21 protein-coding genes are annotated in these 22,781 nt (G+C 64.6%); 16 read left to right on the top strand and 5 right to left on the bottom strand.

Features of this window, described 5'->3' with window-relative positions; genetic code table 11:
- The 4 genes from E8E91_RS24655 to E8E91_RS24640 all read left to right on the top strand — a co-directional run.
- Positions 1–1,143, top strand: a 1,143-nt coding sequence (locus tag E8E91_RS24655; RefSeq protein WP_280376311.1) for an OprD family porin, incomplete at its 5' end; no start/stop codon positions are given.
- A 460-nt stretch (positions 1,144–1,603) separates the two neighbouring features.
- Positions 1,604–2,167 carry a GNAT family N-acetyltransferase gene (locus E8E91_RS24650; protein ID WP_280379598.1) on the top strand — a complete coding sequence of 188 codons (564 nt, stop codon included), beginning with the start codon at positions 1,604–1,606 and terminating at the stop codon, positions 2,165–2,167.
- Positions 2,168–2,330: 163 nt separating this feature from the next.
- Complete coding sequence (gene nhaA / locus E8E91_RS24645) at positions 2,331–3,683, top strand: Na+/H+ antiporter NhaA (RefSeq protein ID WP_280379597.1); 1,353 nt, start codon at positions 2,331–2,333, stop codon at positions 3,681–3,683.
- Positions 3,684–3,897: 214 nt separating this feature from the next.
- The gene (locus E8E91_RS24640) at positions 3,898–4,743 is read left to right on the top strand and encodes an alpha/beta hydrolase (RefSeq protein WP_280379595.1); all 846 of its coding nucleotides are present in this window, start codon (positions 3,898–3,900) and stop codon (positions 4,741–4,743) included.
- Positions 4,744–4,762: 19 nt separating this feature from the next.
- Here the strand turns inward: E8E91_RS24640 and E8E91_RS24635 are convergent, their stop codons facing one another.
- The gene (locus tag E8E91_RS24635) at positions 4,763–5,239 is read right to left on the bottom strand and encodes an Lrp/AsnC family transcriptional regulator (protein ID WP_280379593.1); all 477 of its coding nucleotides are present in this window, start codon (positions 5,237–5,239) and stop codon (positions 4,763–4,765) included.
- 144 nt (positions 5,240–5,383) lie between these two features.
- On the opposite strand from E8E91_RS24635, the gene E8E91_RS24630 reads away from it, so the two are divergent.
- Together E8E91_RS24630 and E8E91_RS24625 are read left to right on the top strand one after the other, a co-directional pair.
- Positions 5,384–6,631 (top strand): Zn-dependent hydrolase, encoded by a 1,248-nt coding sequence (locus E8E91_RS24630; protein WP_280379592.1) that lies wholly within the window; start codon positions 5,384–5,386, stop codon positions 6,629–6,631.
- Between the two features lie 35 nt (positions 6,632–6,666).
- Positions 6,667–7,890: a diaminopropionate ammonia-lyase gene (locus tag E8E91_RS24625; protein ID WP_280379590.1), complete on the top strand. Its 1,224-nt coding sequence runs from the start codon at positions 6,667–6,669 to the stop codon at positions 7,888–7,890.
- A 9-nt stretch (positions 7,891–7,899) separates the two neighbouring features.
- Here the strand turns inward: E8E91_RS24625 and E8E91_RS24620 are convergent, their stop codons facing one another.
- Positions 7,900–8,511, bottom strand: a complete 612-nt coding sequence (locus E8E91_RS24620; RefSeq protein WP_280379588.1) for a TetR/AcrR family transcriptional regulator — start codon at positions 8,509–8,511, stop codon at positions 7,900–7,902.
- Between the two features lie 105 nt (positions 8,512–8,616).
- On the opposite strand from E8E91_RS24620, the gene E8E91_RS24615 reads away from it, so the two are divergent.
- Positions 8,617–9,231, top strand: coding sequence for an NAD(P)H-dependent oxidoreductase (locus E8E91_RS24615; RefSeq protein WP_280379587.1), 615 nt, complete (start codon positions 8,617–8,619; stop codon positions 9,229–9,231).
- 4 nt (positions 9,232–9,235) lie between these two features.
- Here the strand turns inward: E8E91_RS24615 and E8E91_RS24610 are convergent, their stop codons facing one another.
- The gene (locus tag E8E91_RS24610) at positions 9,236–10,024 is read right to left on the bottom strand and encodes a CHAD domain-containing protein (RefSeq protein ID WP_280379585.1); all 789 of its coding nucleotides are present in this window, start codon (positions 10,022–10,024) and stop codon (positions 9,236–9,238) included.
- 163 nt (positions 10,025–10,187) lie between these two features.
- Here E8E91_RS24610 and E8E91_RS24605 point away from each other — a divergent pair, with 163 nt between their 5' ends.
- Both E8E91_RS24605 and E8E91_RS24600 read left to right on the top strand, forming a co-directional pair.
- Complete coding sequence (locus tag E8E91_RS24605; protein ID WP_280379584.1) at positions 10,188–10,604, top strand: PaaI family thioesterase; 417 nt, start codon at positions 10,188–10,190, stop codon at positions 10,602–10,604.
- 107 nt (positions 10,605–10,711) lie between these two features.
- Entirely contained in the window at positions 10,712–12,715 is a 2,004-nt protein-coding gene (locus E8E91_RS24600) for a U32 family peptidase (protein WP_280379582.1), read from the top strand.
- 49 nt (positions 12,716–12,764) lie between these two features.
- Here E8E91_RS24600 and E8E91_RS24595 read toward each other — a convergent pair whose 3' ends face one another.
- Complete coding sequence (locus E8E91_RS24595) at positions 12,765–13,637, bottom strand: CAP domain-containing protein (protein ID WP_280379580.1); 873 nt, start codon at positions 13,635–13,637, stop codon at positions 12,765–12,767.
- Positions 13,638–13,779: 142 nt separating this feature from the next.
- Here E8E91_RS24595 and E8E91_RS24590 point away from each other — a divergent pair, with 142 nt between their 5' ends.
- The 7 genes from E8E91_RS24590 to E8E91_RS24560 all read left to right on the top strand — a co-directional run bounded on the left by E8E91_RS24590 (position 13,780) and on the right by E8E91_RS24560 (position 21,567).
- Entirely contained in the window at positions 13,780–14,724 is a 945-nt protein-coding gene (locus tag E8E91_RS24590; protein ID WP_280379578.1) for a chromate resistance protein ChrB domain-containing protein, read from the top strand.
- Positions 14,717–16,081 (top strand): chromate efflux transporter, encoded by a 1,365-nt coding sequence (gene chrA, locus E8E91_RS24585; protein ID WP_280379576.1) that lies wholly within the window; start codon positions 14,717–14,719, stop codon positions 16,079–16,081. Before E8E91_RS24590 ends, chrA begins: the two co-directional genes overlap by 8 nt.
- A 30-nt stretch (positions 16,082–16,111) precedes the next feature.
- The gene (locus E8E91_RS24580; RefSeq protein ID WP_280379574.1) at positions 16,112–16,432 is read left to right on the top strand and encodes a rhodanese-like domain-containing protein; all 321 of its coding nucleotides are present in this window, start codon (positions 16,112–16,114) and stop codon (positions 16,430–16,432) included.
- A 100-nt stretch (positions 16,433–16,532) separates the two neighbouring features.
- Positions 16,533–17,027, top strand: coding sequence for a helix-turn-helix domain-containing protein (locus E8E91_RS24575; protein WP_280379571.1), 495 nt, complete (start codon positions 16,533–16,535; stop codon positions 17,025–17,027).
- A gap of 411 nt (positions 17,028–17,438) precedes the next feature.
- On the top strand, positions 17,439–18,563 hold the full coding sequence (locus E8E91_RS24570; protein ID WP_280379570.1) for an HlyD family secretion protein: 1,125 nt from the start codon (positions 17,439–17,441) through the stop codon (positions 18,561–18,563).
- Between the two features lie 71 nt (positions 18,564–18,634).
- Positions 18,635–20,122, top strand: coding sequence for a DHA2 family efflux MFS transporter permease subunit (locus E8E91_RS24565; RefSeq protein ID WP_280379603.1), 1,488 nt, complete (start codon positions 18,635–18,637; stop codon positions 20,120–20,122).
- A gap of 17 nt (positions 20,123–20,139) precedes the next feature.
- The gene (locus tag E8E91_RS24560) at positions 20,140–21,567 is read left to right on the top strand and encodes a TolC family protein (RefSeq protein WP_280379568.1); all 1,428 of its coding nucleotides are present in this window, start codon (positions 20,140–20,142) and stop codon (positions 21,565–21,567) included.
- A 45-nt stretch (positions 21,568–21,612) separates the two neighbouring features.
- Here the strand turns inward: E8E91_RS24560 and cax are convergent, their stop codons facing one another.
- Positions 21,613–22,686, bottom strand: a complete 1,074-nt coding sequence (gene cax / locus E8E91_RS24555; RefSeq protein ID WP_280379567.1) for a calcium/proton exchanger — start codon at positions 22,684–22,686, stop codon at positions 21,613–21,615.
- Positions 22,687–22,781: the final 95 nt, after the last annotated feature.

The following is a 22,781-nucleotide window of genomic DNA, read 5'->3' as shown; positions in this document are numbered from 1 at the left end:
ACCCTGCTGCTGCGCAACGCCTACTTCAACCGTGATTTCAAGGACGGCGCCGCCGACGCCAAGGTCTGGGGCCAGGGCTTCATCGGCACCTTCGAGTCAGGCTTCACTCAGGGCACCATTGGTTTCGGCGTCGACGCCTACGGCTTGCTCGGCGTGAAGCTGGACAGCGGCCGTGGGCGCAATTACACCGCCTTCTTCGACACCGACAGCGACGGTCACCCGGTCGATGACCTCTCTGAAGCTGGTGGCGTGCTCAAGCTGCGCGCGTCCAACACCGTGCTGAAATACGGCAACCAGTTCCCCAACCTGCCCGTGCTGGCCCATGACGACAGCCGCCTGCTACCTCAGGCCTTCACCGGCACGCTGCTCACCAGCAAGGAAATCACGGGTCTGGAGTTAAACGCGGGCCACTTCACCGGCGACAGCCCCATGGGCGACCCGGCGCGCGACCCCAACCACCTGAAGAGCATCGACGTGGTCGGCGGCAGTTACGCTTTCACCGACGATTTCAGCATGGCGCTGTACCACTCCGACGTGGAGGACATGTTCAGGAAGTACTACGCCAACCTGAACTACAACATCCCGTTCAGCGACGAGCAGGCGCTGAACTTCGACTTCAATGCCTACCGCACCAAATACGACGACGGCTCCGAGGCCGCGCTGGCGTTCGGCGGCGATGGCCAGGACGACAAGAACACGATCTGGAGCCTGGCGGCCAAATACAGCATCGGCGCCCACGCCTTCATCGTCGCGCACCAACGCAACACCGGTGATGCAGGCTACGCCTACGACTTCGGCGACGGCGGCAGCACCATCTACGTGGCCAACTCCTACTTCTCCGACTTCAACCTGGAAGACGAGCAGTCCTGGCAAGCCAGCTACGAGCTGGACTTCGGCGGCTACGGCGTACCGGGCCTGACCTACAAGGTCGCTTACGTGCGCGGCACCGACATCGTCGCCGGCGGCGAGAACGACGGCACCGAGCGCGAGCTGTTCAACCAATTCAAATACGTGGTGCAGGACGGCGCGGCGAAGGACCTGTCTTTCAAGCTGCGCAACTCCATCTACCGCGCCGACAACCAGGTGGGGCCGGACCTCAACGAAGTGCGTGCCTTCATCGAGTACCCCCTCAGCATCCTCTGATGCACAAGGTCGCGCCGGTTCGCCGGCGCGATCTCCCCTCTTCGGGGCGGGCGCGTCTAGTGCCTGCCTCTCTCTTTGCCAGCCCTCCCTTCCACGGGGCCACGCGCTTGCCGGGACGGCACTCTGATGATCTGGAAGACCAGCCGATCGAGCCGGTTGCGCAATCGCGCAATCCAGACTCGCAGGCCGGTGGGTTTCGGCGGCACCGCCGAATCGGGACGAATGGGGATGATTTTGGCCACGGTTATGCCCTCTTCAGACTTCACGCTGATAACGCCAGCCTGCGCGTGAGCCACCCTCCCCACGTTGATCTGAAGCAACCGCTTTGGCGTGCTTCCATGCGGAAACCTGCGCTTCGTCGGATCCCACTGCTTCATCCCGATTCGCTTGATCCTCATCAAATCCACGCAGCGGATTCGGCGTAGAAAAAAGGCAGGATTTCCAATCGGAGTACGCAGCCATGTCGACGCTACAGAGCTCGCGGTCTCACGCCGCCATTCCCGATGCACTCGCCGGTGAGCATTGGGTCGAACCCTTGAAGGACGGCAGCCATGTCCTGGTCCGCCCCCTGCGCCCGGAAGACCGGGAGCGCGAGGTCGAATTCATCCGTAACCTCTCTCCCGAAACCCGTCACTTCCGCTTCCTCTGCGCGGTCAAGGAAGTCAGCCCCACCTTGCTCGACCACCTGATGGAGGTCGACTACCAGCAAAAGATGGCCTACGTCGCCCTGGTACATCGGGATGGCGAGTTGGTCGAGATCGGCATCAGCCGCTACGCCGCTGTCGGTGATGCCGGCGAATGCGAGTTCGCGGTGACCATCGCCGATGATTGGGACGAACTGGGGCTGGGCGAGGTCCTGCTCCGCCACCTCATCGATTCGGCCCGCGAGAACGGTTTCAAGCGCCTGTACTCCATCGATGCGGTGTCGAACGTGCGGATGCAACGCCTCGCCCGCGAACTGGGATTCAGCTGCCGGCGAGACCCTCGGGAAGCCTCGCAACTGATCCACAGCCTGGAGCTTTGAACCCTCGCCCCTGTAACGCCCGCGGTTAAGCGGCGGGGAAAAATCGGCTGGTCAAATCGGAAAAGGCGCTGTACTTTACGCGCCGGGTGTCGGGCCGCTCATGCGGCCCGACAGGTTTCATGTGTTGGTCGGGCCGCCGCACAGCTGCTGAGTATTAGCGACCATGAACCAAGCCCCTTCCCCAAAGGCGCTGCCGGCTGCGCAGCGTATTGCCGACAAGGCATTCTCCGCGTTCGAGAAATTCCTCCATATCGAAGCCGTCAGCGGCATCGTCCTGCTGATCGCCGCCGCCGCTGCGCTGATCTGGGCAAACTCGCCCTACGCCAGCAGCTACGAGCACCTCTGGCACATGCCGTTGTCGTTCGGCATCGGCGATTTCGTCGTCTCCAACTCCCTGCATTTCTGGATCAACGACGCCCTGATGACGGTGTTCTTCCTGGTGGTCGGCATGGAAATCCGCCGGGAGATACACGAAGGCGCGCTGGCCAATCTCAAGCTTGCCGCCCTGCCCATGATCGCCGCATTCGGCGGCGTGCTGGTGCCGGCCCTGGTCTACCTCACCCTCAACAACACTGAAGGGTTGCGCCAGGGCTGGGCGGTCCCGACCGCCACGGACATCGCTTTCGCCGTTGGCGTCCTCGCCTTGCTGGGCCGCTCCGTACCCGGCTCCGTGCGCGTCTTCCTGCTGGCCCTGGCGATCATCGACGACATAGTCGCGGTGCTGATCATTGCGCTGTTCTATTCCGGCGGCCTGGACCCGCTGGGCTTTGCCATCGCTGGTGCTGGCATCCTGCTGGTGCTTGGCTTGCAGCACATCGGCATCGGTTCCGCCTATGCCTATGTATTGCCGGGTGCATTGCTCTGGTTCGGCCTGCTTAAAACCGGCGCCCACCCGACCCTGGCGGGCGTGGTGCTCGGCCTGATGACGCCGGTTCGCCCGGTCAAGGTGATGGCGCCTCCCCTGCAGACCGCCTCGCAGGCCATCAGTGAATTCGCCGAGCGCAAACAGGCCGCCGACAGCGGCGCCAGTGAGCTCATGGAACCCATCAAGCAGCTTCGTCACGCCCAGCGCGAACTGCTGCCCCCGGTAATGCGCGTACAGATGGCGCTGCATCCCTGGGTCGCCTACCTGGTGATGCCGCTGTTCGCCCTGGCCAACGCCGGAGTGAGCCTCGACGGCGTCAACCTCGGTGAAGGCGCTTCCATGATGGTGTTCTCCGGCGCAGCCCTGGCCCTGGTGCTGGGCAAGCCGCTGGGCGTTCTCACCAGCAGCTGGCTGATGGTGCGCATGGGCTGGTGCAGCCTGCCACCGGGCATGACCTGGGCCTGGATGGGACTGATCGGCTGCCTGGCGGGGATCGGGTTCACCATGTCGATCTTCATCGCCAACCTCGCCTTCAGCCAACAGGACCTGCTGAGCGCCGCCAAGCTCGGCGTGCTGGTGGCTTCGGTAACTGCCGGCGTGATCGGGCTGCTCTACGGCCGCGTGCTGGTGGCCCGAGCGAAGCGCCGCTAAGTCCTTCCTACCCTGAACAGGCCGCCAACCCGATTGGCGGCTGCATTCTTGCCGGCCCGCTCCAGGCGCCTGGACTACCCTGCATGGTTGCCGGCATCGCATGCGTGCACTGGGGTAGGCGCCCTTTCCTCTCCGGTGTTGCGGTCGCGGACCGCGATGACGGCATAACCGCGAACCTTGTTCCCGCGCCCCAATGCCAGGAAGGAGCAGCCCCATGCCGAACGCCCTGTCCGCCAGCCAGGTCCCCAACCAGTTCGTCGAATGCAATGGCCGTCGCCTGGCCTACCGCGTGATCGGGGATGGGACGCCAATGGTCCTGTGCCTGCGCTTTCGCGGTGTGATGGATTCGTGGGACCCGGCCTTTCTCGACGAACTCGCCGAGCTGGGCTTCAAGGTGCATGTGTTCGACTACAGCGGGCTGGGCCTGTCCGGTGGGACCCGCACCTACGACCCCGCTTCGCTCGCCCGCGACACCCTCGAACTGATCGCCGCGCTGGGACTCAGCAGGGTGGTGCTGGGCGGCTGGTCCCTCGGTGGCATTGCGGCACAGGTGGCCATGTTGCAGGCGCCGCAACTGATCAGCCACCTGGTGCTGATCGGTACTACCCCGCCCGGTCACCTGGTACAGACCGGTGAGCCGCTGTTCTATGAGCTGGCGGGCCGCGAGAACGACTTCGAGGACTTCGTGAAGCTCTTCTTCGAGCCGACGTCGACCGCCAGTCGCGAAGCCGCCGTTCTCTGTGCTGAGCGCATTGCGGCACGGCAGGACGGTCGCTGCCCGGAGGTGCCCCACGAGTGGGCCGGCCAGCAGCTGGGAGATGGTCCCCGCAACCCGATGTTCCCGCTGCAACCGGCGCTGGATGCATTGCGCACCACCCGCACACCGGTCCTGCACCTCGGCGGTGACCACGACATCGTCTTCCCGGTGGAGAACTGGTATGCGCTCAACCGCGCCCTGCCCACCCTGCACCTGGTGACTTTGCCGAGCACGGGGCACGGGCCGCACATGCAGTACCCGCAGGCCGCCGCCCGGCACATTGCGGCCTTCGTTGCCGGCTGATGGATTCCGCTGTGGGGCGTCAGGCGTCGGTGGCCAGTTCGACCGGCACCTCCAGCCCCACTTTCACGTTGCTCATCGACACCAGGGTACGGAAGCGCTTGACGTTGTTGCTCTCGAAGAACAACTGCCGGGTCAGTTCGGTGTACTGCTCCATGCTCCTGCAGGCCAGGACCAGCACGAAATCGAACTCGCCAGCGACGTAGTAGCACTGCTGCACCTGCGGACAGGCCAGGAAACTTCGCTTCATCGCATCCAGCAGGTCGAGCCGTTCGCTCTCCACTTCGACCTCGGCAATGATGGTCAGCCCGTGGCCCAGCTGTTGCGGATCGACCAGCGCCACCGTCTTGCGGATCACACCCTCGTCACCCAAGCGCTTCAGCCGACGATTGACCGCTGCGGAGGACAGATTCACCCGGTTGCCCAGCTCTGCCTGGGACAGGCTGGCGTCCTGCTGGACGTGGTGGATCAGCTTGAGGTCGAAGGCATCCAGGCTCATGGGCGGCGGCTCGCAATGAAATTGTTCGTGAAGGGGCGATAGCGGAATAAAAGTACGCAACTACTCGCTAAGTAGAGAAATCGTTACTGCATCGAAGAAATATTATTACGCAGTCATTCAATCTGCCCTGCTGGAGTTTCTCTGATGAGTCCGCTCTCCCCTTCCTCCGCCGTGCTTCTCGATGGCCCGGCCCTGCTGCTGCAGATCCGGCTGCTGGGCGAAATCGGCGCAGAGCCGGAGCAGGACGGCCGCACCCGCATCGCGCTGACCGATACCGACAAGGCCGGCCGTGACCAGTTGCTGCGCTGGATGGAGGCACTGGACCTGGAAGTACGGATCGACCGGATCGGCAACATCTTCGGCACCTTGCGTCCCGACGGTGACCAGCAGGCGCCCCTGATGATCGGCTCGCACATCGACAGCGTGGCCAACGCAGGTGCGCTGGACGGCTGCTACGGCGTGTTGGCCGGGCTCGCGGTGGTGCGGGCGTTTCGCCAGGCTGCCGTCCTCCCCTCCCGCCCGATCACCGTGGCGGCGTTCACCAATGAAGAAGGTGTGCGCTACCAGCCGGACATGATGGGCTCGCTGGTGCATGCGGGCGGTCTGGACGTTGACGTGGCACTGGACACCCTGGGCACCGACGGCACCCGCCTGGGCGATGAGCTGGCCCGCATCGGCTATGCCGGCGATCTGGAGCCCGGCGCGCTGGTGCCCCACGAGTACCTGGAGCTGCATATCGAGCAGGGGCCGATTCTCGAAGCCGAAGGCGTACAGATCGGCGTGGTGGAAAATCTCCAGGGCATTTCCTGGCAACAGGTCACGGTCAAGGGCAGCGCCAACCATGCCGGCACTACGCCGATGCACTTGCGCCGCGACGCAGGTTCAGTTGCTGCCGCTGCTATCACCCACCTGCGCGAGATCGCCGTGGACGGCACCCTGGCCACCGTCGGGTGCCTGCGCCTTGAGCCGAACCTGATCAACGTGATTCCGCGCAAGGCCGTCTTCACCGTCGACCTGCGCGATCCCGCCGAAGCCCGTTTGCAGGCTGCAGAGAAACGCCTGGCCGACCTGCTTGCGCACCTGGCCGAAACCGAAGGCGTCGAGATCCACAGCGAGCAACTGGTGCGCTTCGAACCCGTGGTTTTCGATAGCGACCTCGCCAGCGCAATCGCCGCCTCGGCCAGCCGCCTGGGGTTCAGCCACAGGCGCATGACCTCGGGTGCCGGCCACGATGCGCAGATGATCGCGCGCATCGCCCCGGCCGCCATGATCTTCGTGCCCAGCCAGGGCGGTGTCAGCCACAACCCGCGGGAGCACACCAGCGACGAACTCCTGCTGGCCGGCGCCGACGTGCTGCTCGACGTCGTTCGCCAGCGCCTCGCCCGGTCCTGACCACCCTGCCCGCCTACAATCGTTCGGAGCCCCAGATGCTGATCGTCAATTCCAAGGCCGCGCGCCGCCCCTATCCCGAAGCCCTGCGCACCGTCATGAACATGCAGCAGGCCGCCGAAAGCCGAGTCTGGCTGTCCACCTGGAAGCGCTTCGAGCGGTCGGTCACGCCGTTGTTCGAGATGCCCGACCTGGCTGCCGAACTGGGCCTTGCCCAGGTGCTGATCAAGGACGAATCCGTGCGCTCACCGCTGGCCAGCTTCAAGGTGCTGGGCGCCCCCATCGCGCTCCTGCGCCTGATCCTCAAGCGCTTCCCCGAACGCGCTTTCGAACCCAGTGCCCTGCTCGCTGGTAACCATGCCCAGGAGCTGGCCGGGTTCACCGTGATCAGCGCCACCGACGGCAACCACGGCCGGGCCCTGGCGGCTGCCGCACAGAGCGTCGGCTGTCACTGCGTGATCGTCCTCCATGCCCATGTCAGCGAAGAACGTGAGCAGGCTATTGCAGCCTTTGGTGCACGAATCATCCGCATCCGAGGCAACTACGACGACTCGGTCCACGAAGCCGCCAGGCTGGCGCAGGAAAATGGCTGGACCGTGGTTTCGGACACGTCCTATGAGGGCTACGAGGAAATCCCCCGCGATGTGATGCAGGGCTACGGGATCATCGCCGCCGAGGCGCTGGAAGCCCTTGGCGCGAACGACGGCGCCTGCCCCTTCAGCCACGTATTCCTCCAGGGCGGCGTCGGCGGACTGGCCGCCGGAATTGCCAGCTATCTGTGGGAGCGCTACGGCGCAGCGCGGCCGACCATGATCGTGGTCGAGCCGCACCAGGCCGACTGCCTCTACCAGAGCGCCCTGAAGGGTCACGCAGCGAAGGCCAGTGGATCGGTGGATTCGGTGATGGCCGGGCTGGCCTGTGGGGAAACCTCGCCTCTCGCGTGGCAGTTCCTGGAAGGCTGCATCGATGCGTTCATGACCATCGAGGACCAGGAGGCCGTCGATGCCATGCACCGACTGGCCAAGGGCAGCGAGAACGACCTGCCGCTGGTGGCCGGCGAGTCCGCCGTGGCGGGACTGGCGGGTCTACTGCGACTGCTGGAGTCACCCGACAAGGCTGCCCTGTTGGGGTTCGATGGACGATCCCGTGTGCTGCTGATCAGCACCGAAGGCGCCACCGCACCGGCGCTTTATGCCGAGCTGGTGGGCGAGGCGGCCGCCACTGTGCAGGAGCGTCAGCGCGCCTGGCTGGAGGCGCGCTGAAGGGAGCACTCAGGCTCGCTGGGCGCTGCGCTCGACCATCGCGACGATGGTGGCGCGCAGTTCCTCCCGCGCCTCCTCGGGTGTGATTTCCTCGGTGGCGGCGGCATGGGACAGTCCGTCCGCTGCCCCGAGCATGGCCCGCAGTCCCGCTGTACTGATGCCGCCCTTGCCGGCGAATGGCTCAAGGGCATCGCGGCATTTGTCGAGGAATGCCGACTCATGCTCGCACTTGAGCGACTCCAGCTCAGGCGATCCGGTGAGCGCAGCATTCACGCCGGGAATCTCCCGCCCCTGCTGCAGCACGCACTCCACGTAGGCCGCGGCTATCACCCCCGCCCTGCTCTCGAGGCTCGCCTCGCTGGCCTGCAGCGCGGCGACCATCAGCGCCGTCTGGCGCGCATCGAACTCCACGTAGAGCGCCGAAAGCAGCCCCGCACGGGTGCCGAAGTGGTCGTAGACCACGGGCTTGGTCACACCTGCCTGCTCCGCCAGGCGGCCCAGGGTCAGGGCGTCGGTGCCTTCTTCGCGTATCAGCTGACAGGCCACATCCAGCAGTTGCCGCTGCCGTTCTTCCCGTGAAAGACGGCGGCGCGGACGTACCTGGTCTTCGTCTGTTGACATGCAAAACCTACCAAAGGTAACTTACCAATCGTAACTTACTGAAAGTAACTTGCGCCCAGCTTATAGGGCCAGGTCCCTACCCGCAATCCGCTACCGGAGTACGCCATGCACGCCCTGATAGTTGTTGCCCATCCTGATTCCAATTCACTCACCCACAATCTGGCCCATCAGGTCGCCGAAGGATTGAAGGCCGTCGGCCATAGCGCGGAGCTTGCCGATCTACACGCCGAAGGATTCGATCAGCGCTACAGCCTCGCGGACCTCAATGTGCACCGCCATATGGCGACGCCGCCCGCCGATGTACTCGCCGAACAGGCCCGCATCGAGCGAGCCGATAGCCTGGTGCTGGTGTTCCCGGTCTACTGGTGGTCGTTGCCCGGGCTGCTCAAAAGCTGGGTCGAGCGGGTCTTCTCTAATGGCTGGGCATTCGGCTACAGCCTGGAGGGCGGACTGCAGAAGAAACTGCGCCATCTTCAGGTGCATCTGATTGGCGTGGCTGCCGGGGATGCCGGTCTGTTCCAGCGACACGGTTATGACCAGGCCATGAAGACCCAGATCGATCACGGTATTTTCGACTACTGCGGCGTCAGTGTGCGGGGCTCGCACCTGATGTTCGAATCGGAATCCCGCGATCCCACGCCTCACCTGGAAGCCGCGCGCTCCATTGGTCAAGCCATGTTCGCGACCGTACCGGCACAGCAAACAGCGGAAGTGGTCTGAGTGCTCAGGCGCCCTGCTCTTGCCTGGGCGCCGCTTCCGAGAGGTGCTCGGCAAGGATCGACAGTTCGACTTCGGCGGCCTTCAGTTCCGCCTCCCCGGCAATCTCCCAGCGATCCTTGAGTACCAGCAAATCAGCTTCCTGATCGGCCTTCAGGCACCACTGGAAATGGTCGTGCCAGTCGCCCAGAGCGGACTGCACGGCCTTCAGAGCGTAGAAGGCGTCCTGGGAAATTGGTGAAAGCTTCGGGTATGCCTCGTGGACGTAGCGCATGTGTTTGACCAGGAGACGCAGCGCATGGCGGTCGTACTCCGGGTCGGCCAGTGCCTCGCGCAAGCGCTGCAACTGGCGCCGCAGCCGAATCTTCACGCGCTCGCGAAGCTTTTCCAGGTCGCCATCACGCTCGGCTGCACGCATCCGCGCCGGCCAGCCGTCGAGCACCGTCATGAAGCGTTGCACCGTGGCGCTGGCTTCGATGATGGCGTAACGGGACTCCAGCAGATGCCTGCGGCGCTCCGCCTGGTCGTGGAATCCCTGGCGATCCAGTTCGACGATCAACACCTCAAGGTCACGCACCGGCGTGGTCAGCCGACCGACATCGGCCGCCGCTGCGTCCAGTTCCTTTGTGGGCTCCAGCCGACGCATCGGCCGCAACAGGCTGCGCAACTTGCGCAAGCCGATTCGCAGATCGTGCAGCGCCTCGACATCCGTGCGGCAGGCGAGCCGCGCATAGGCGTGGTGAAGCTTGACTTCCAGTTCCAGTACCTGAGCGATGAGCGAATCGACGAATGACATCCTTACTACCCTTCGAAACGGTGTGCCAGGAGAGTAGCCAAGGAACGTGAGAGTGATGTTGCATCAGGTCAATTTCGACACGAGCCGGTACTTCGGCCAGCGTGGACAGGGGGCGAAGGTTGTGTCAGCGTCCGGTCGAAATTGGCGAACCAGGGAGCCCGGTGTGGCTGACAAGACAGAAGCGATCGCACGATTCATCAAGCAGGAATTTCCCCAGACCCGCGTCGAGGTCGACGCCGTGGGTGAACGTAGCGCCCGGGTGTCCCAGGCGGTGGACGAATGCGACCTGCGGCCCGGCGGCACGGTTTCCGGCCCCACGTTGATGGCTCTGGCGGACGTCGCGCTGTACGTCGCCCTGCTTGGGGAAATCGGCATCGTGCCGCTGGCCGTGACCACCAGCCTGACCATCAACTTCCTGCGCAAGCCGGAAGCGAGCAAGCGCGTCATCGGCGAATGCCAGTTGATGAAAGTCGGCAAGACCCTCGCGGTGGGTGAGGTTTCGCTCTATTCGGAAGGGATGGATGAACCGGTCGCCCACGTGGTGGGCACCTACTCGATACCGCCGGCGCACATGCGCTGAGACGGGGAAACGCATCCTCCCGACCACCATCTGGCACCCCATGGATGCCCGGGCGCCGCAGGCCCGGTACAATGCGCCCCCTGCATACGTGCCGGACCGTGATTGCCATGTCTTTGCCCAAGAACCAATTAGAACTGCTCAGCCCCGCCCGCGACGTCAATATCGCCCGTGAGGCCATCCTGCATGGCGCCGACGCCGTGTATATCGGCGGCCCGAGTTTCGGCGCCCGCCACAACGCCTGCAACGAAGTGGTGGAAATCGCCAAGCTGGTGGAGTTCGCCCACCGCTTCCACGTGCGGGTGTTCGTCACCATCAACACCATCCTCCACGACGACGAGCTGGAACCGGCGCGCAAGCTGATCCACGAGCTCTACGACGCCGGCGTCGACGCGTTGATCGTGCAGGACATGGGCGTCCTCGACCTGGACATCCCGCCCATCGAGCTGCACGCCAGCACCCAGACCGACATCCGCACCCTGGAACGCGCCAAGTTCCTCGACCAGGCAGGCTTCTCCCAGTTGGTGCTGGCCCGCGAGCTGAACCTCAAGCAGATCCGTGCCATCGCCGACGAGACCGACGCGGCCATCGAGTTCTTCATTCACGGTGCCCTGTGCGTCGCCTTCTCCGGCCAGTGCAACATCTCCCACGCCCAGACCGGCCGCAGCGCCAACCGGGGCGACTGCTCCCAGGCCTGCCGCCTGCCCTACACCCTGAAGGACGACCAGGGCCGCGTCGTGGCCTTCGAAAAGCACCTGCTGTCGATGAAGGACAACAACCAGAGCGCCAACCTCAGCGCCCTGGTGGATGCCGGCGTGCGCTCCTTCAAGATCGAAGGGCGCTACAAGGACGCGAGCTACGTCAAGAACATCACCGCCTACTACCGCCAGCGCCTGGACGGCATCCTCGAAGGACGCCCGGACCTGGCCCGCGCGTCCAGCGGCCGCACGGACCACTTCTTCGTGCCGGATCCGGACAAGACCTTCCACCGTGGCAGCACCGACTACTTCGTCACCGACCGCAAGATCGACATCGGCGCCTTCGACACCCCGACCTTCACCGGCCTGCCGGTGGGTCAGGTGGAGAAAGTTGGCAAGCGCGACCTGCTGGTCGTGACCCATGATCCGCTGTCCAACGGCGACGGACTCAACGTGCTGATCAAGCGCGAGGTGGTGGGCTTCCGCGCCAACATCGCCGAGCTGAAGGGCGAGTTCGAGGAAGACGGCGAGAAGCGCTGGCGCTACCGCGTCGAACCCAACGAGATGCCGGCCGCCCTCTCCCGCCTGCGCCCGAACCATCCGCTGTCGCGCAACCTGGATCACAACTGGCAGCAGGCCCTGCTGAAGACGTCCGCCGAGCGCCGGATCGGCCTCGACTGGAAGGCCAGCCTGCGCGAAGAAGCGCTGGAGCTGACCGCCACCAGCGAGGAAGGCGTGAGTGCCAGCGTCAGGCTGGACGGCCCCTTCGGCGCCCCCAACAAGCCTGAACAGGCCCTGGAACAACTGCACGACCTGCTCGGCCAGCTGGGTACCACCCAGTACCACGCCGAGAAGATCGAGCTGGACGCGCCGCAGGCCTTCTTCATCCCGAACTCGCAACTCAAGGCGCTGCGCCGCGAAGCCATCGAGGCCCTGACCGAGGCCCGCGTAAAGGCCCACCCGCGCGGCAGCCGCAAGGCCGAGACCAACCCGCCGCCGGTGTACCCGGATGCGCACCTGTCCTTCCTGTTCAACGTTTACAACCAGAAGGCCCGCGACTTCTATCAGCGCCACGGCGTGCAACTGATCGACGCTGCCTACGAGGCCCATGAAGAAACGGGCGAAGTGCCGGTGATGGTCACCAAGCACTGCCTGCGTTTCTCCTTCAACCTCTGCCCCAAACAGGCCAAGGGCGTGACCGGCGTGCGCACCAAGGTCGCGCCGATGCAGCTGGTGCACGGCGACGAGGTGCTGACCCTGAAGTTCGACTGCAAGCCTTGTGAGATGCACGTGATTGGCAAGATCAAGGGCCATATCCTCGACCTGCCGCAACCGGGCAGCGACGCGAGCAACGTGGTCGGGCAGATCACCCCGGATGACCTCTTGAAAACCATCCGCCACCGCGCACCGCACTAAGCCCATCCAGCCCCTCGCGCCGCTTCATGCGGCGTGCAGGGGCGGGCCGTCAATGGGTTCCCAGCAGCAAGGTCCAGTAGATTCCGGCATCGCTTTGCGGGTCCACCGCGTAGCCTGCGCCCAATTCAGTGAACCTCGGGTCCATCATCCTGGCGCAATACTCCGGGGTGGCCAGCCAGCCTTCGATCACACTCACTGACCTGCCAAAACCAGCGGCGATGTTCTCGTCGAGCTGCTGGCCACGGTAACCGGCGGCCCGGGCGAGGTCCGCCGGTTGCAGGCCAGCGCCAGACTGGCGGGCGAAGAAGTTGTCGTTGGCCATGGCCCGGCTGTAGCGCTCGGCCGCTGTGCCGAGGGCGGTATTCCAGACCACTGGCGGCGCCGAGGAGAATGCGATCTCACCACAGTTGCGTGAGCGAGTACGCACCGCGTTGACCAGCACCAGTAGCACCTGCCCTTCCTCTTGCCATTCACCGAGACCGTCATCCAGCAACGGCCGCGCCAGCACGATGCGCCAGCTGCTGCCGGCCTGGCTTACACCGATATCGACGAACTGGGGATCCAGCAACGAATTGCAGTGCCGCGCCTGCAGCATCGCGAACGCCGCTTGCGCGTCGACTGGGCCAGTCAGGCGGATGGTCTTCGCACTGGCCGCCTGATAACCGGAACGCACCAGATGGTCCTGCCAGTAGCCACTGTCTTCCACTGGAAGCACCAGGCGTGGATCCGCCACCAGCGGCGTCAGGACTTCGGCCTGCTGCCTGGCGCAGCTCTGCGGGTGGGTACGGTAGGAGTTGATCGCCTCGACCAGCTGCACGTCCGAGCCCGCGGCCTGGGCGCTGCCGGCGAGAAGCCCGAGCAGCAACCCAAGGGTCTTGAGCCCGTTTGCAGTGGTGCTTGTCCACGAATGAAGTACCGGCATGGCAAATCCTCCGTCAAACGAAGCAGCACTCCCAATATTCGACCCGCCCAAACCCTCCGCGTTGCCTGGGCGAATGGAGCTTTTCCGTACGTAAAACGGAGAGTATTGTAATGCCTTATACATATTTTGTTGGATACGCTACATGGAAAGCTGGCTTTCCCTGGTCATTGGCCTCCCCACCTCCAACGCCACTGCGCGCATGCGGGCCTGGCGCGCCTTGAAGGCCAGCGGTGCGGCGGTGCTTCGCGACGGTGTGTACCTGCTGCCGGATAGGCCGGACTGCCGCGAAGCCCTCTCCGAGGTCGAACGGGACATCCTCGCCATCAACGGCACCGCCTACCTTCTCCCCGTACAGGACCCGCAAGGCGAACGCTTCATCCCCTTGTTCGACCGAAGCGAGGATTACCAGGCCCTGCGCGACGAAGTCGAAGCCTGCCGCAACCAGCTGACCGCCGGGAACGCCTTGGCCAGCACTCGGCAGATCCGCAAGTTGCGAAAAGCATTCGCGCAATTGGCGGGAATCGACTTCTTCCCCGGAAAGCCCCGGCAACAGCTGGATGCCGCCTTGCACGAACTGGAAACGGCGGTCAGCCGCGCCCTGTCGGCGGATGAACCGAGCAGCCATCAGCAACCGATCAGGGCACTCGAGCAGCGCGAATATCAGGGCCGCCTCTGGGCCACTCGCAAGCGGCCCTGGGTTGACCGACTGGCCAGCGCCTGGCTGATCCGCCGCTTCATCGACCCGGATGCACGCTTCCTCTGGCTGGAGTCACCAGGGGATTGCCCGGCCGAGGCGCTGGGCTTCGATTTCGACGGCGCGACTTTCAGCCATGTGGGCAATCGCGTCACCTTCGAGACCCTGAAAGACAGCTTCCAACTGGACGCGCCAGCCCTTCATCGGGTTGCAGCCCTGGTGCATTACCTTGACGTCGGCGGTGTCCAGCCAGCGGAAGCCGCGGGAGTCGAGCGGGTCCTGGCCGGCCTGCGCGAGAGCATTACCGATGACAATCAACTCCTGGCCGCAGCGGGAGCCATCTTCGATGGCCTGCTGGCAGCCTTCGCGAGAGAAGAGAAAAACGATGGATGAAACCACCCTGCGCCCAACCGGCGAGTCGCGCCCCCTCGCCGCCCCCGTGGGCCTGTTCGAGGCGTTCCTGTTCTGGCTCAAGCTGGGCTTCATCAGCTTCGGCGGCCCAGCCGGGCAGATTGCGATCATGCACCAGGAGCTGGTGGAGCGGCGCCGCTGGATCAGCGAGCGGCGCTTCCTCCATGCCCTGAACTACTGCATGTTGCTGCCCGGCCCGGAGGCCCAGCAACTGGCGACCTACATCGGCTGGCTGATGCACCGAACCTGGGGTGGCGTCATCGCCGGGGCGCTTTTCGTGCTGCCCTCGCTGTTCATCCTGATCCTGCTGTCCTGGGTCTACATCGAATTTGGCGAAGTGCCGGTGGTGGCCGGACTCTTCTATGGCATCAAGCCGGCGGTGACTGCCATCGTGGTCCACGCGGCCCATCGCATCGGCTCACGGGCACTGAAGAACGGCTGGCTGTGGGGGATTGCCGCAGCCTCCTTCGTGGCGATCTTCGCCCTCGACTTGCCCTTCCCGCTGATCGTGCTGGGTGCGGCCGTGATCGGCTATATCGGTGGCCGCGTAGCGCCGGACAAATTCGCGCTCGGCGGTGGACACAACGCGGCCAAGGCCAGCTACGGGCCGGCGCTGATCGATGACCACACACCAACCCCCGAACACGCGCGTTTCCGTTGGTCCCGCCTGTTGCTGCTGGTAGTGGTCGGCGCCCTGCTCTGGGTGCTGCCCATGGGCCTGCTCACCGCCGTCTTCGGCTGGCAAGGCACCCTCACCCAGATGGGCTGGTTCTTCACCAAGGCGGCGCTGCTCACCTTTGGCGGCGCCTACGCGGTGCTCCCATATGTCTATCAGGGCGCGGTGGGCCACTACGGCTGGCTGACCCCGAGCCAGATGATCGACGGCCTGGCCCTGGGTGAAACCACGCCAGGGCCGCTGATCATGGTGGTTGCCTTCGTGGGTTTCGTGGGTGGCTACGTGCATCCGATGTTCGGCGCCGACCAGGCATTCCTCGCCGGCGCCGTCGCCGCCAGCCTGGTGACCTGGTTCACCTTCCTGCCCTCCTTCCTGTTCATCCTCGCTGGCGGGCCGCTGGTGGAATCCACCCACAACGAGCTGAAGTTCACCGCACCACTCACCGGCATCACCGCCGCTGTAGTGGGCGTGATCCTCAACCTGGCGCTGTTCTTCGGCTACCACGTGCTCTGGCCGACTGGGTTCGAAGGCCGCTTCGACTGGCCCTCGGCGCTGATCGCCCTGGCCGCCGCCGTCGCGCTGTTCCGTTTCAAGCGTGGCGTCATCCAGGTGCTGCTGGCCTGCGCCGTCACCGGCCTGGCGGTGCACCTGCTGCGAAACTGACCAAGGCCCCATCGGGCCGGGAGGTGATCCATGGACCGCATCAGCATTTGCGAATTGGCGGAATGGCAGGCGGCGGCGCGCAGCTTCACGCTACTGGACGTGCGCCGCGCATCCGTCCGCAACGCGGATGCGGCCGAGATTCCCGGCGCGCGCTGGCTGGACCCGGAAGCGGTGTTCACCTGGAAGGACTCGATACCTCGCGACAGGCCTGTGGCGCTCTATTGCGCCCACGGCCACGAAATCAGCCAGGGCATCGCCGCCACGCTGGCCGCCATGGGGCTGGATGCGCGCTATCTCATCGACGGCTTCACCGGTTGGCGCGAAGCCGGACGTCCCACTCAGGGCTTGTGAAGGTGATGGATGGTCACTTGTGTGATGCAAGTAGCCTGATTATATTTTGATCATCATTCAACGGTCTGCCGCCCAGCTCCAGGAGGCAACGCGAGGTCCCATGAAAAGAACCAGTTTCCAGGACATGCCCTGCCCGGTCGCCCAAGCCCTGGAGGTGATAGGTGATAGCTGGAACGTGCTGATTCTTCGCGAAGCCTTTTATGGCGCCTCCCGTTTCGATGATTTCGCTCGGACCTTGGGGATTCCAACCAACACCCTGACCCGACGACTCAAGGATCTGGTGGCCGGTGGGCTCCTGGAGCGGCATCCGTACAGCGAAAAGCCGACACGATACGAGTACCTGCTCAGCGAAAAGGCGCGGGAGCTAAGGCCGCTGATGCTCGTACTGCTTGAGTGGGGAAATCGCCACGGCAACCTGAGCCAAAGGCGGACCATGCTGGTGGACAGCCTTACCGGAAGGCCGGTGGACCTCGTCCTGATCGACCGTGTCACCGGACTGCCAGTCAGCTCGCGGCATCGCGTGCTTCGACAGCGCCGTGATGAGGCCACTCCTGTTTCCTACGCGTTCCCCGAACCTCAAGCCGAGCCGAGCTGACCGACCGGCCCTTCTGTGGCCGTCCGCAGCTCATTGGTAGCGTCTGATTCCCATGACGGCCTGGTTGCGTCCCTGACACAGCCGGCTTCACACCGTATTGCCGAACCTCCGGCATAGCCCGAATTTCCTGCCTTTCGCCCTCCCCGCGCGCGGAATCCTACCGCCCGTCTCCAGCGTCATTTCATCACTTGCATGATGGAAGTAACCATGTTTGGATTATGACCATCATATACACCGGGCAGTTGTTGCTTTCACCGTGCGGAAGCAGGTTTCGATCAGACTGATTGGATGATGAGCATCATGTGACATGGTCCTCGCCAATCCCCTGCCGAATCACAGCAAGGCACCTTGAAGAACCTGCAGAACTGTCCGGACCAACGCCCACCTGAAACCACCCCATCGGAGCCCGCCATGAATCAGCCCGAGCAGATCCCCGTCAGCGAAGCCACCGCTGTGGCCCGGCCGAAGTCCCGCAAGCTCATCAAGCTGGCCGTCGCCGGCCTGGTCATGGTCGGCGCAGGCCTTTATGGCGCCCATTGGTGGAACACAGCTCGTTACATGGAAGAAACGGACGATGCCTACGTGGGAGGTGACGTCACCGTCATAAGCCCCCGGGTTGCGGGCTATATCGCCGAGCTGGCGGTGAGCGACAACCAGTTCGTCCATGCCGGCGACCTGCTCGCGCGCATCGACGATCGCGATTACCGCGCGGCCCTGGCCAAGGCCGAAGGTGAGGTGCATGCCGAACAGGCCCTGCTGGGCAACATAGACGCCCAGGCCCAGTTGCAGCAGGCGGTGATCCGCCAGGGCCAGGCGGAAATCGACGCCACGGCTGCCGAAGAGGACCGGGCGCGGGACGATGACAAGCGCTACCGCACGTTGGTCCAGCGCGCCGCCGTCTCCGTGGAAAGCGCCCAGCGGGCCGAAGCCACCTGGAAGACCGCACGCGCCAACAGCGAAAAGGCCAAAGCCACCCTGCTCGCGGCCCAGCGCCAGCTCGATGTCATACACAGCCAGCGCGAGCAGGCCGTGGCCGCCCTTGAGCAAGCCATCGCCAAGCGCGACCTGGCCCGCCTCGACCTCGGCTACACCGAACTGCGCGCGCCGGTCGACGGCTATATCGGCAATCGCCGGGGACGGGTCGGCGGCTATGTCTCCGCCGGCACCCAACTGCTGGCAGTGGTCCCCGCCCAGGGATTGTGGATCGATGCCAATTTCAAGGAAGACCAGCTTTCCGGGATGACGGCCGGGCAGGCTGTAACGGTGGAAGCCGATGTGCTGCCGGGCAAGGTGTTCCATGGCCACCTCGACAGCCTGGCGCCGGCAACCGGCGCGCAGTTCAGCATCCTTCCGCCGGAAAACGCCACCGGCAACTTCACCAAGATCGTTCAACGCGTCCCGGTACGCATCCATCTCGATCCCGCCGACAACCGTCTTGGCGAGCTGCGCCCGGGGCTCTCGGTGGTGGTCGAGGTAGACACCAGGGCGCATGAGCAACAGCAAGGCCAGGCGCTCGCCCTGGAGCAACGGCCGTGAACTTCTGGTCATCCGACGTGGTGCCGGTGGAGCAGCTCTCGACCCGGCAGAAGACGCTCGCCTTCGCCTGCATGTGCATGGGCATGTTCATCGCCCTGATCGACATCCAGATCGTGTCCGCGTCCTTGCGTGATATCGGCGGCGGGCTCTCGGCAGGCGCGGATGACACCGCCTGGGTACAGACCAGCTACCTGATCGCCGAAATCATCGTGATCCCGTTGTCGGGCTGGCTGTCGAAGGTGATGTCCACGCGCTGGCTGTTTGCGGCCTCGGCCCTGGGTTTCACCCTGGCCAGCCTGCTCTGTGCCCTGGCCTGGAACATCCAGAGCATGATCGCCTTCCGCGCCCTGCAGGGCTTCCTCGGCGGCTCGATGATTCCCATGGTGTTCACCACCGGCTTCATCTACTTCGACGGCCGCCAGCGCGTACTGGTGGCCGCCACCATCGGCGCCATCGCCTCCCTGGCGCCGACCCTGGGCCCGGTGGTCGGCGGCTGGATCACCGACATCGCTTCCTGGCCCTGGCTGTTCTACGTGAACCTGCTGCCGGGACTCTTCGTCACCATCGTGGTGCCGATCATGGTGCGCCTCGACAAGCCGGACTGGTCATTGATAAAGGGCGCCGACTACCCGGCCATGCTGCTCATGGCGGTGTTCCTCGGCTGCCTGGAATACACCATGGAAGAAGGCCCGCGCTGGAACTGGTTCAGCGACGACACCATCCTCGCCACCGCCTGGATTTCCGGCCTGAGCGGGCTCGCGTTCATCGCCCGCAGCCTCACGTCTGCCAATCCGATCGTCGACCTGCGCGCCCTGCGTGAGCGCAACTTCGCCCTCGGCTGCCTGTTCTCCTTCATCACCGGCATCGGCATCTTCGCCACCATTTACCTCACCCCGCTGTTCCTCGGTCGCGTGCGCGGTTACGGCGCCCTCGATATCGGCCTGGCGGTGTTCTCCACCGGCATTTTCCAGGTCATGACCATTCCGCTGTACGCCGCGCTGGCGCGCCGCTTCGACCTGCGCTGGTTGCTGGCGCTGGGTATGACGCTGTTTTGCCTGTCGATGTGGGAGTTCTCACCGATCACCCACGAATGGGGTGCCGCCGAACTGCTGCTGCCCCAGGCGCTGCGTGGCATGGCCCAGCAATTTGCCGTGGCCCCTACCGTGACCCTGGCCCTGGGCTCGCTGCCTCCCGCACGACTCAAACTCGCCTCGGGATTGTTCAACCTGATGCGCAACCTCGGCGGCGCCATCGGCATTGCCGCCTGCGCCACCATCCTCAACGACCGCACCAATCTTCACTTCCTGCGTCTGGCTGAACACCTGAATGCCAGCAACGAAGCCCTCAACAACTGGCTGGCCCCCAGCCTCGGCGCGTCCGGGCAGTACAGCGAACAGGCCTTGCGGCAGCTGTGGAACCTGACTTACCGCGAGGCACAGACGCTCACCTTTGCCGACTCGTTCCTGATCATCGGTGTCTGCTTCGCGTTCGCCGTGGCGCTGATTCCCCTGCTGCACAAGATCGCCCCGCCCTCTCAGCCGTCGGCTGACGCCCACTGACCCGAGGACCACCCGCCATGCCTTCGAACCTCGCAAAAACCACTGCAATCGGCTTGATGCTGTACCAGCTCGCCGGCTGCACGGTCGGCCCCGACTACCACACCCCGGCAAGCAATCTCAGTGTTCCGTTGGCAGGCGGCGCTAAACCGGAGTTACCCATGCGGGCACCGGCGCCGCCGCTTGAGCAGTGGTGGAAAGGCTTCGCCGATCCGGTGCTCGACGGCATTGTCCAGCGCGCGCTGGATCAGAACCTCGATATGGCGATTGCCCTGGCCCGTGTCGAACAGGCCCGTGCGGCGGCGAACCTGGCGGGCGCGGCACGTCTGCCTGAGGGAAGTCTCGACGGGCGCTACCTGCACCAGCGGCAATCTCTGAAGAGCCCGGAGGGCCAACTGGCAAGCTCCTCCCCAGGGTTCGATCGCAATCAGGACATTCTCAGCCTCGGTGTTGGAGCGTCGTGGGAAGCTGATCTGGCCGGCGGCCTGAAACGCAGCGATGAAGCGGCCCTGGCGGAACTCCAGGCGGCCGAGGCGAGCCGGGCTGGGGTGCGCGTTTCGATCGCGGCTGAAGCGGCCGATGCCTACTTCCGAATCCGCGGTGCGCAACGACGCATTCAGGTGGCGCAAGAGCAGATCCAGACCCAGCAAGACCTCCTCGCGCTGGTTCAGGATCGCTTCAACGGTGGCGTGGCCACGCAGCGCGAACTGGCTCAGGCCAAGGCACTGCTGCTGCAAGCGAGGACCGTCCCGCCACCCCTGCGCACGGAGTTGGCGGTGCAGCTCAATCGACTGGATGTGTTGCTCGGCGTGCAGCCCGGCACCTACGCCAAGGTGCTGCTGGAACACCCGCAGGACTATCAGGTACCAGGCGTCACCGCCGACCTCTCGCCAGCCAGCCTGCTGCGCCGGCGCCCTGACGTGATCGCCGCTGAACGTCGACTCGCGGCCAGCACGGCACGCATCGGTGTGGCCGTGGCGGAGTACTACCCGCACGTGACGCTCGGCGGAATTCTCGGCAGCCAGAGCCTGCACGGTGGGCTGTTCAGCAGCGATGCCTTCCAGCCCCAGGCCTTCATTGGCCTGCACTGGCGGTTATTCGACTTCGGCCGGGTCGATGCGGAAGTCGCCCAGGCCCGGGGCTCGGAAGCCCAGGCGCTGGCCGAGTACCGGCAGACCATGCTGCGGGCCGCCGAAGACGTGGAGAACGCCATCACCACCCAGGTGCATCTCAGCGTCCAACGCCAGGAGCTGGATGCGGAAATCGAGGCTCACCATGTCGCGCGCGAGGCAGCCCGGCAGGCCTATGAGGGTGGTGCGGTGAGCCTGCGGGAGGTGCTGGATGAGGATCAACAGCTCCTGGCAGCACGAGACCTGCAGGCGCAATTGGCCGCTAATGATGCCCGTGCGGCGGTCGCCACGTTTCGAGCGCTGGGCGGGGGTTGGTGATACAGAGGTGGCTACCGGCTGTTTCTGCTCCGCTATCGACATGAATCAGACGACCGACGCGTCAGGCGTGAAGAAGTAGGCCAGGCCGAGAATCAGGTAGACGGCCAGCAACTGCACGCCCTTGAGCCAGTCCGAACGACCATCCCCCGCCACCTGACCGGTAATAAGAACAGCCAGAAGGACGCTCAGTACCAGACCGCCGGAGAAGGCCAGGTCCATGGGGTGAGCACCGATGCCATAACTCGCCAGCACCAGGACCGGTGCGACGAACAGGGCTACCTGGACACTGGAACCGATTGCGATGGAAAGCGACAGGTCCATGCGATTCTTCATCGCCGCCGAAATTGCTGACGCATGCTCGGCGGCATTGCCCAGAATAGCCACGACAAACACCCCGACGAACAGGTTGCTGAGCCCGAGCTGGTGGGCACTGGGTTCGATTGCGCCGACCAGGATTTCACTGATCCAGGCAGTCAGCACCGTAGCTACCGCGAGCACCGCCAAGGCCTTTCCTACCGGCCAGAGGGGAACCTGATGTGGGTCGATCCGGACATCCGGGGAACCCGCAAACAGTTTCTTGTGGGTGATCAGCGAATACACCAGGAACAAGCCATACACCAGCAGCAGGACCAGGGAGATGTATAGGCTGAGCGCCTGGAGCCCATAGGGGGCACGCGATGAGACAACGGCGTTGTAGGCAGCGGGCAGGATCAGCGCGATGGCAGCCAGTGTCAGTAGCGTGGCCTGCGAACGGGCAGCGGACGCGTTGTACTGTTGCTCCGGATACCGCAGTCCCCCCGCCAGCATGGCGGCGCCCAGAACCAGCAGAATATTGCCAACTATGGAACCGGCGATGGAGGCTTTAACCACATCATGCAGCCCAGCGCGCAATGCGCTGAGCGCGATGATCAACTCCGTGGCATTGCCGAATGTGGCATTGAGCAGCCCGCCCACGCCCTCTCCAGAACGCTCTGCGAGTTGTTCGGTGGCACGACCCAGCCACCCCGCCAAGGGCACGATGGCCAGCGCCGCCGCCAGGAAAACCAGCAGGTGATATTCCGCGGCGACGTATTCCAGGAGGACTGCGATTGGGGCGAAAACCAGCATCCAGTTGAGCATCCAGGGGGCTCCTTCGAAGCGCCGGACTCCAATAAGGATGGCTCGCCTACTTAGGCTCGTCTAAGCACTTGCAGGGGGTGGTGCCTGCACCGACA

It is taken from the genome of Pseudomonas sp. BN515 (assembly GCF_029873155.1).
Lineage (GTDB): Bacteria > Pseudomonadota > Gammaproteobacteria > Pseudomonadales > Pseudomonadaceae > Metapseudomonas.
This window is presented reverse-complemented; position numbering and strand designations above follow the sequence as displayed.

Coding starts and splice junctions, on each gene's coding strand:
- E8E91_RS24650 (WP_280379598.1), top strand. CDS start 1,604: ATGTCGACGCTACAGAGCTCGCGGTCTCACGCCGCCATTCCCGATGCA.
- nhaA (WP_280379597.1), top strand. CDS start 2,331: ATGAACCAAGCCCCTTCCCCAAAGGCGCTGCCGGCTGCGCAGCGTATT.
- E8E91_RS24640 (WP_280379595.1), top strand. CDS start 3,898: ATGCCGAACGCCCTGTCCGCCAGCCAGGTCCCCAACCAGTTCGTCGAA.
- E8E91_RS24635 (WP_280379593.1), bottom strand. CDS start 5,239: ATGAGCCTGGATGCCTTCGACCTCAAGCTGATCCACCACGTCCAGCAG.
- E8E91_RS24630 (WP_280379592.1), top strand. CDS start 5,384: ATGAGTCCGCTCTCCCCTTCCTCCGCCGTGCTTCTCGATGGCCCGGCC.
- E8E91_RS24625 (WP_280379590.1), top strand. CDS start 6,667: ATGCTGATCGTCAATTCCAAGGCCGCGCGCCGCCCCTATCCCGAAGCC.
- E8E91_RS24620 (WP_280379588.1), bottom strand. CDS start 8,511: ATGTCAACAGACGAAGACCAGGTACGTCCGCGCCGCCGTCTTTCACGG.
- E8E91_RS24615 (WP_280379587.1), top strand. CDS start 8,617: ATGCACGCCCTGATAGTTGTTGCCCATCCTGATTCCAATTCACTCACC.
- E8E91_RS24610 (WP_280379585.1), bottom strand. CDS start 10,024: ATGTCATTCGTCGATTCGCTCATCGCTCAGGTACTGGAACTGGAAGTC.
- E8E91_RS24600 (WP_280379582.1), top strand. CDS start 10,712: ATGTCTTTGCCCAAGAACCAATTAGAACTGCTCAGCCCCGCCCGCGAC.
- E8E91_RS24595 (WP_280379580.1), bottom strand. CDS start 13,637: ATGCCGGTACTTCATTCGTGGACAAGCACCACTGCAAACGGGCTCAAG.
- E8E91_RS24590 (WP_280379578.1), top strand. CDS start 13,780: ATGGAAAGCTGGCTTTCCCTGGTCATTGGCCTCCCCACCTCCAACGCC.
- chrA (WP_280379576.1), top strand. CDS start 14,717: ATGGATGAAACCACCCTGCGCCCAACCGGCGAGTCGCGCCCCCTCGCC.
- E8E91_RS24580 (WP_280379574.1), top strand. CDS start 16,112: ATGGACCGCATCAGCATTTGCGAATTGGCGGAATGGCAGGCGGCGGCG.
- E8E91_RS24575 (WP_280379571.1), top strand. CDS start 16,533: ATGAAAAGAACCAGTTTCCAGGACATGCCCTGCCCGGTCGCCCAAGCC.
- E8E91_RS24570 (WP_280379570.1), top strand. CDS start 17,439: ATGAATCAGCCCGAGCAGATCCCCGTCAGCGAAGCCACCGCTGTGGCC.
- E8E91_RS24565 (WP_280379603.1), top strand. CDS start 18,635: ATGTGCATGGGCATGTTCATCGCCCTGATCGACATCCAGATCGTGTCC.
- E8E91_RS24560 (WP_280379568.1), top strand. CDS start 20,140: ATGCCTTCGAACCTCGCAAAAACCACTGCAATCGGCTTGATGCTGTAC.
- cax (WP_280379567.1), bottom strand. CDS start 22,686: ATGCTCAACTGGATGCTGGTTTTCGCCCCAATCGCAGTCCTCCTGGAA.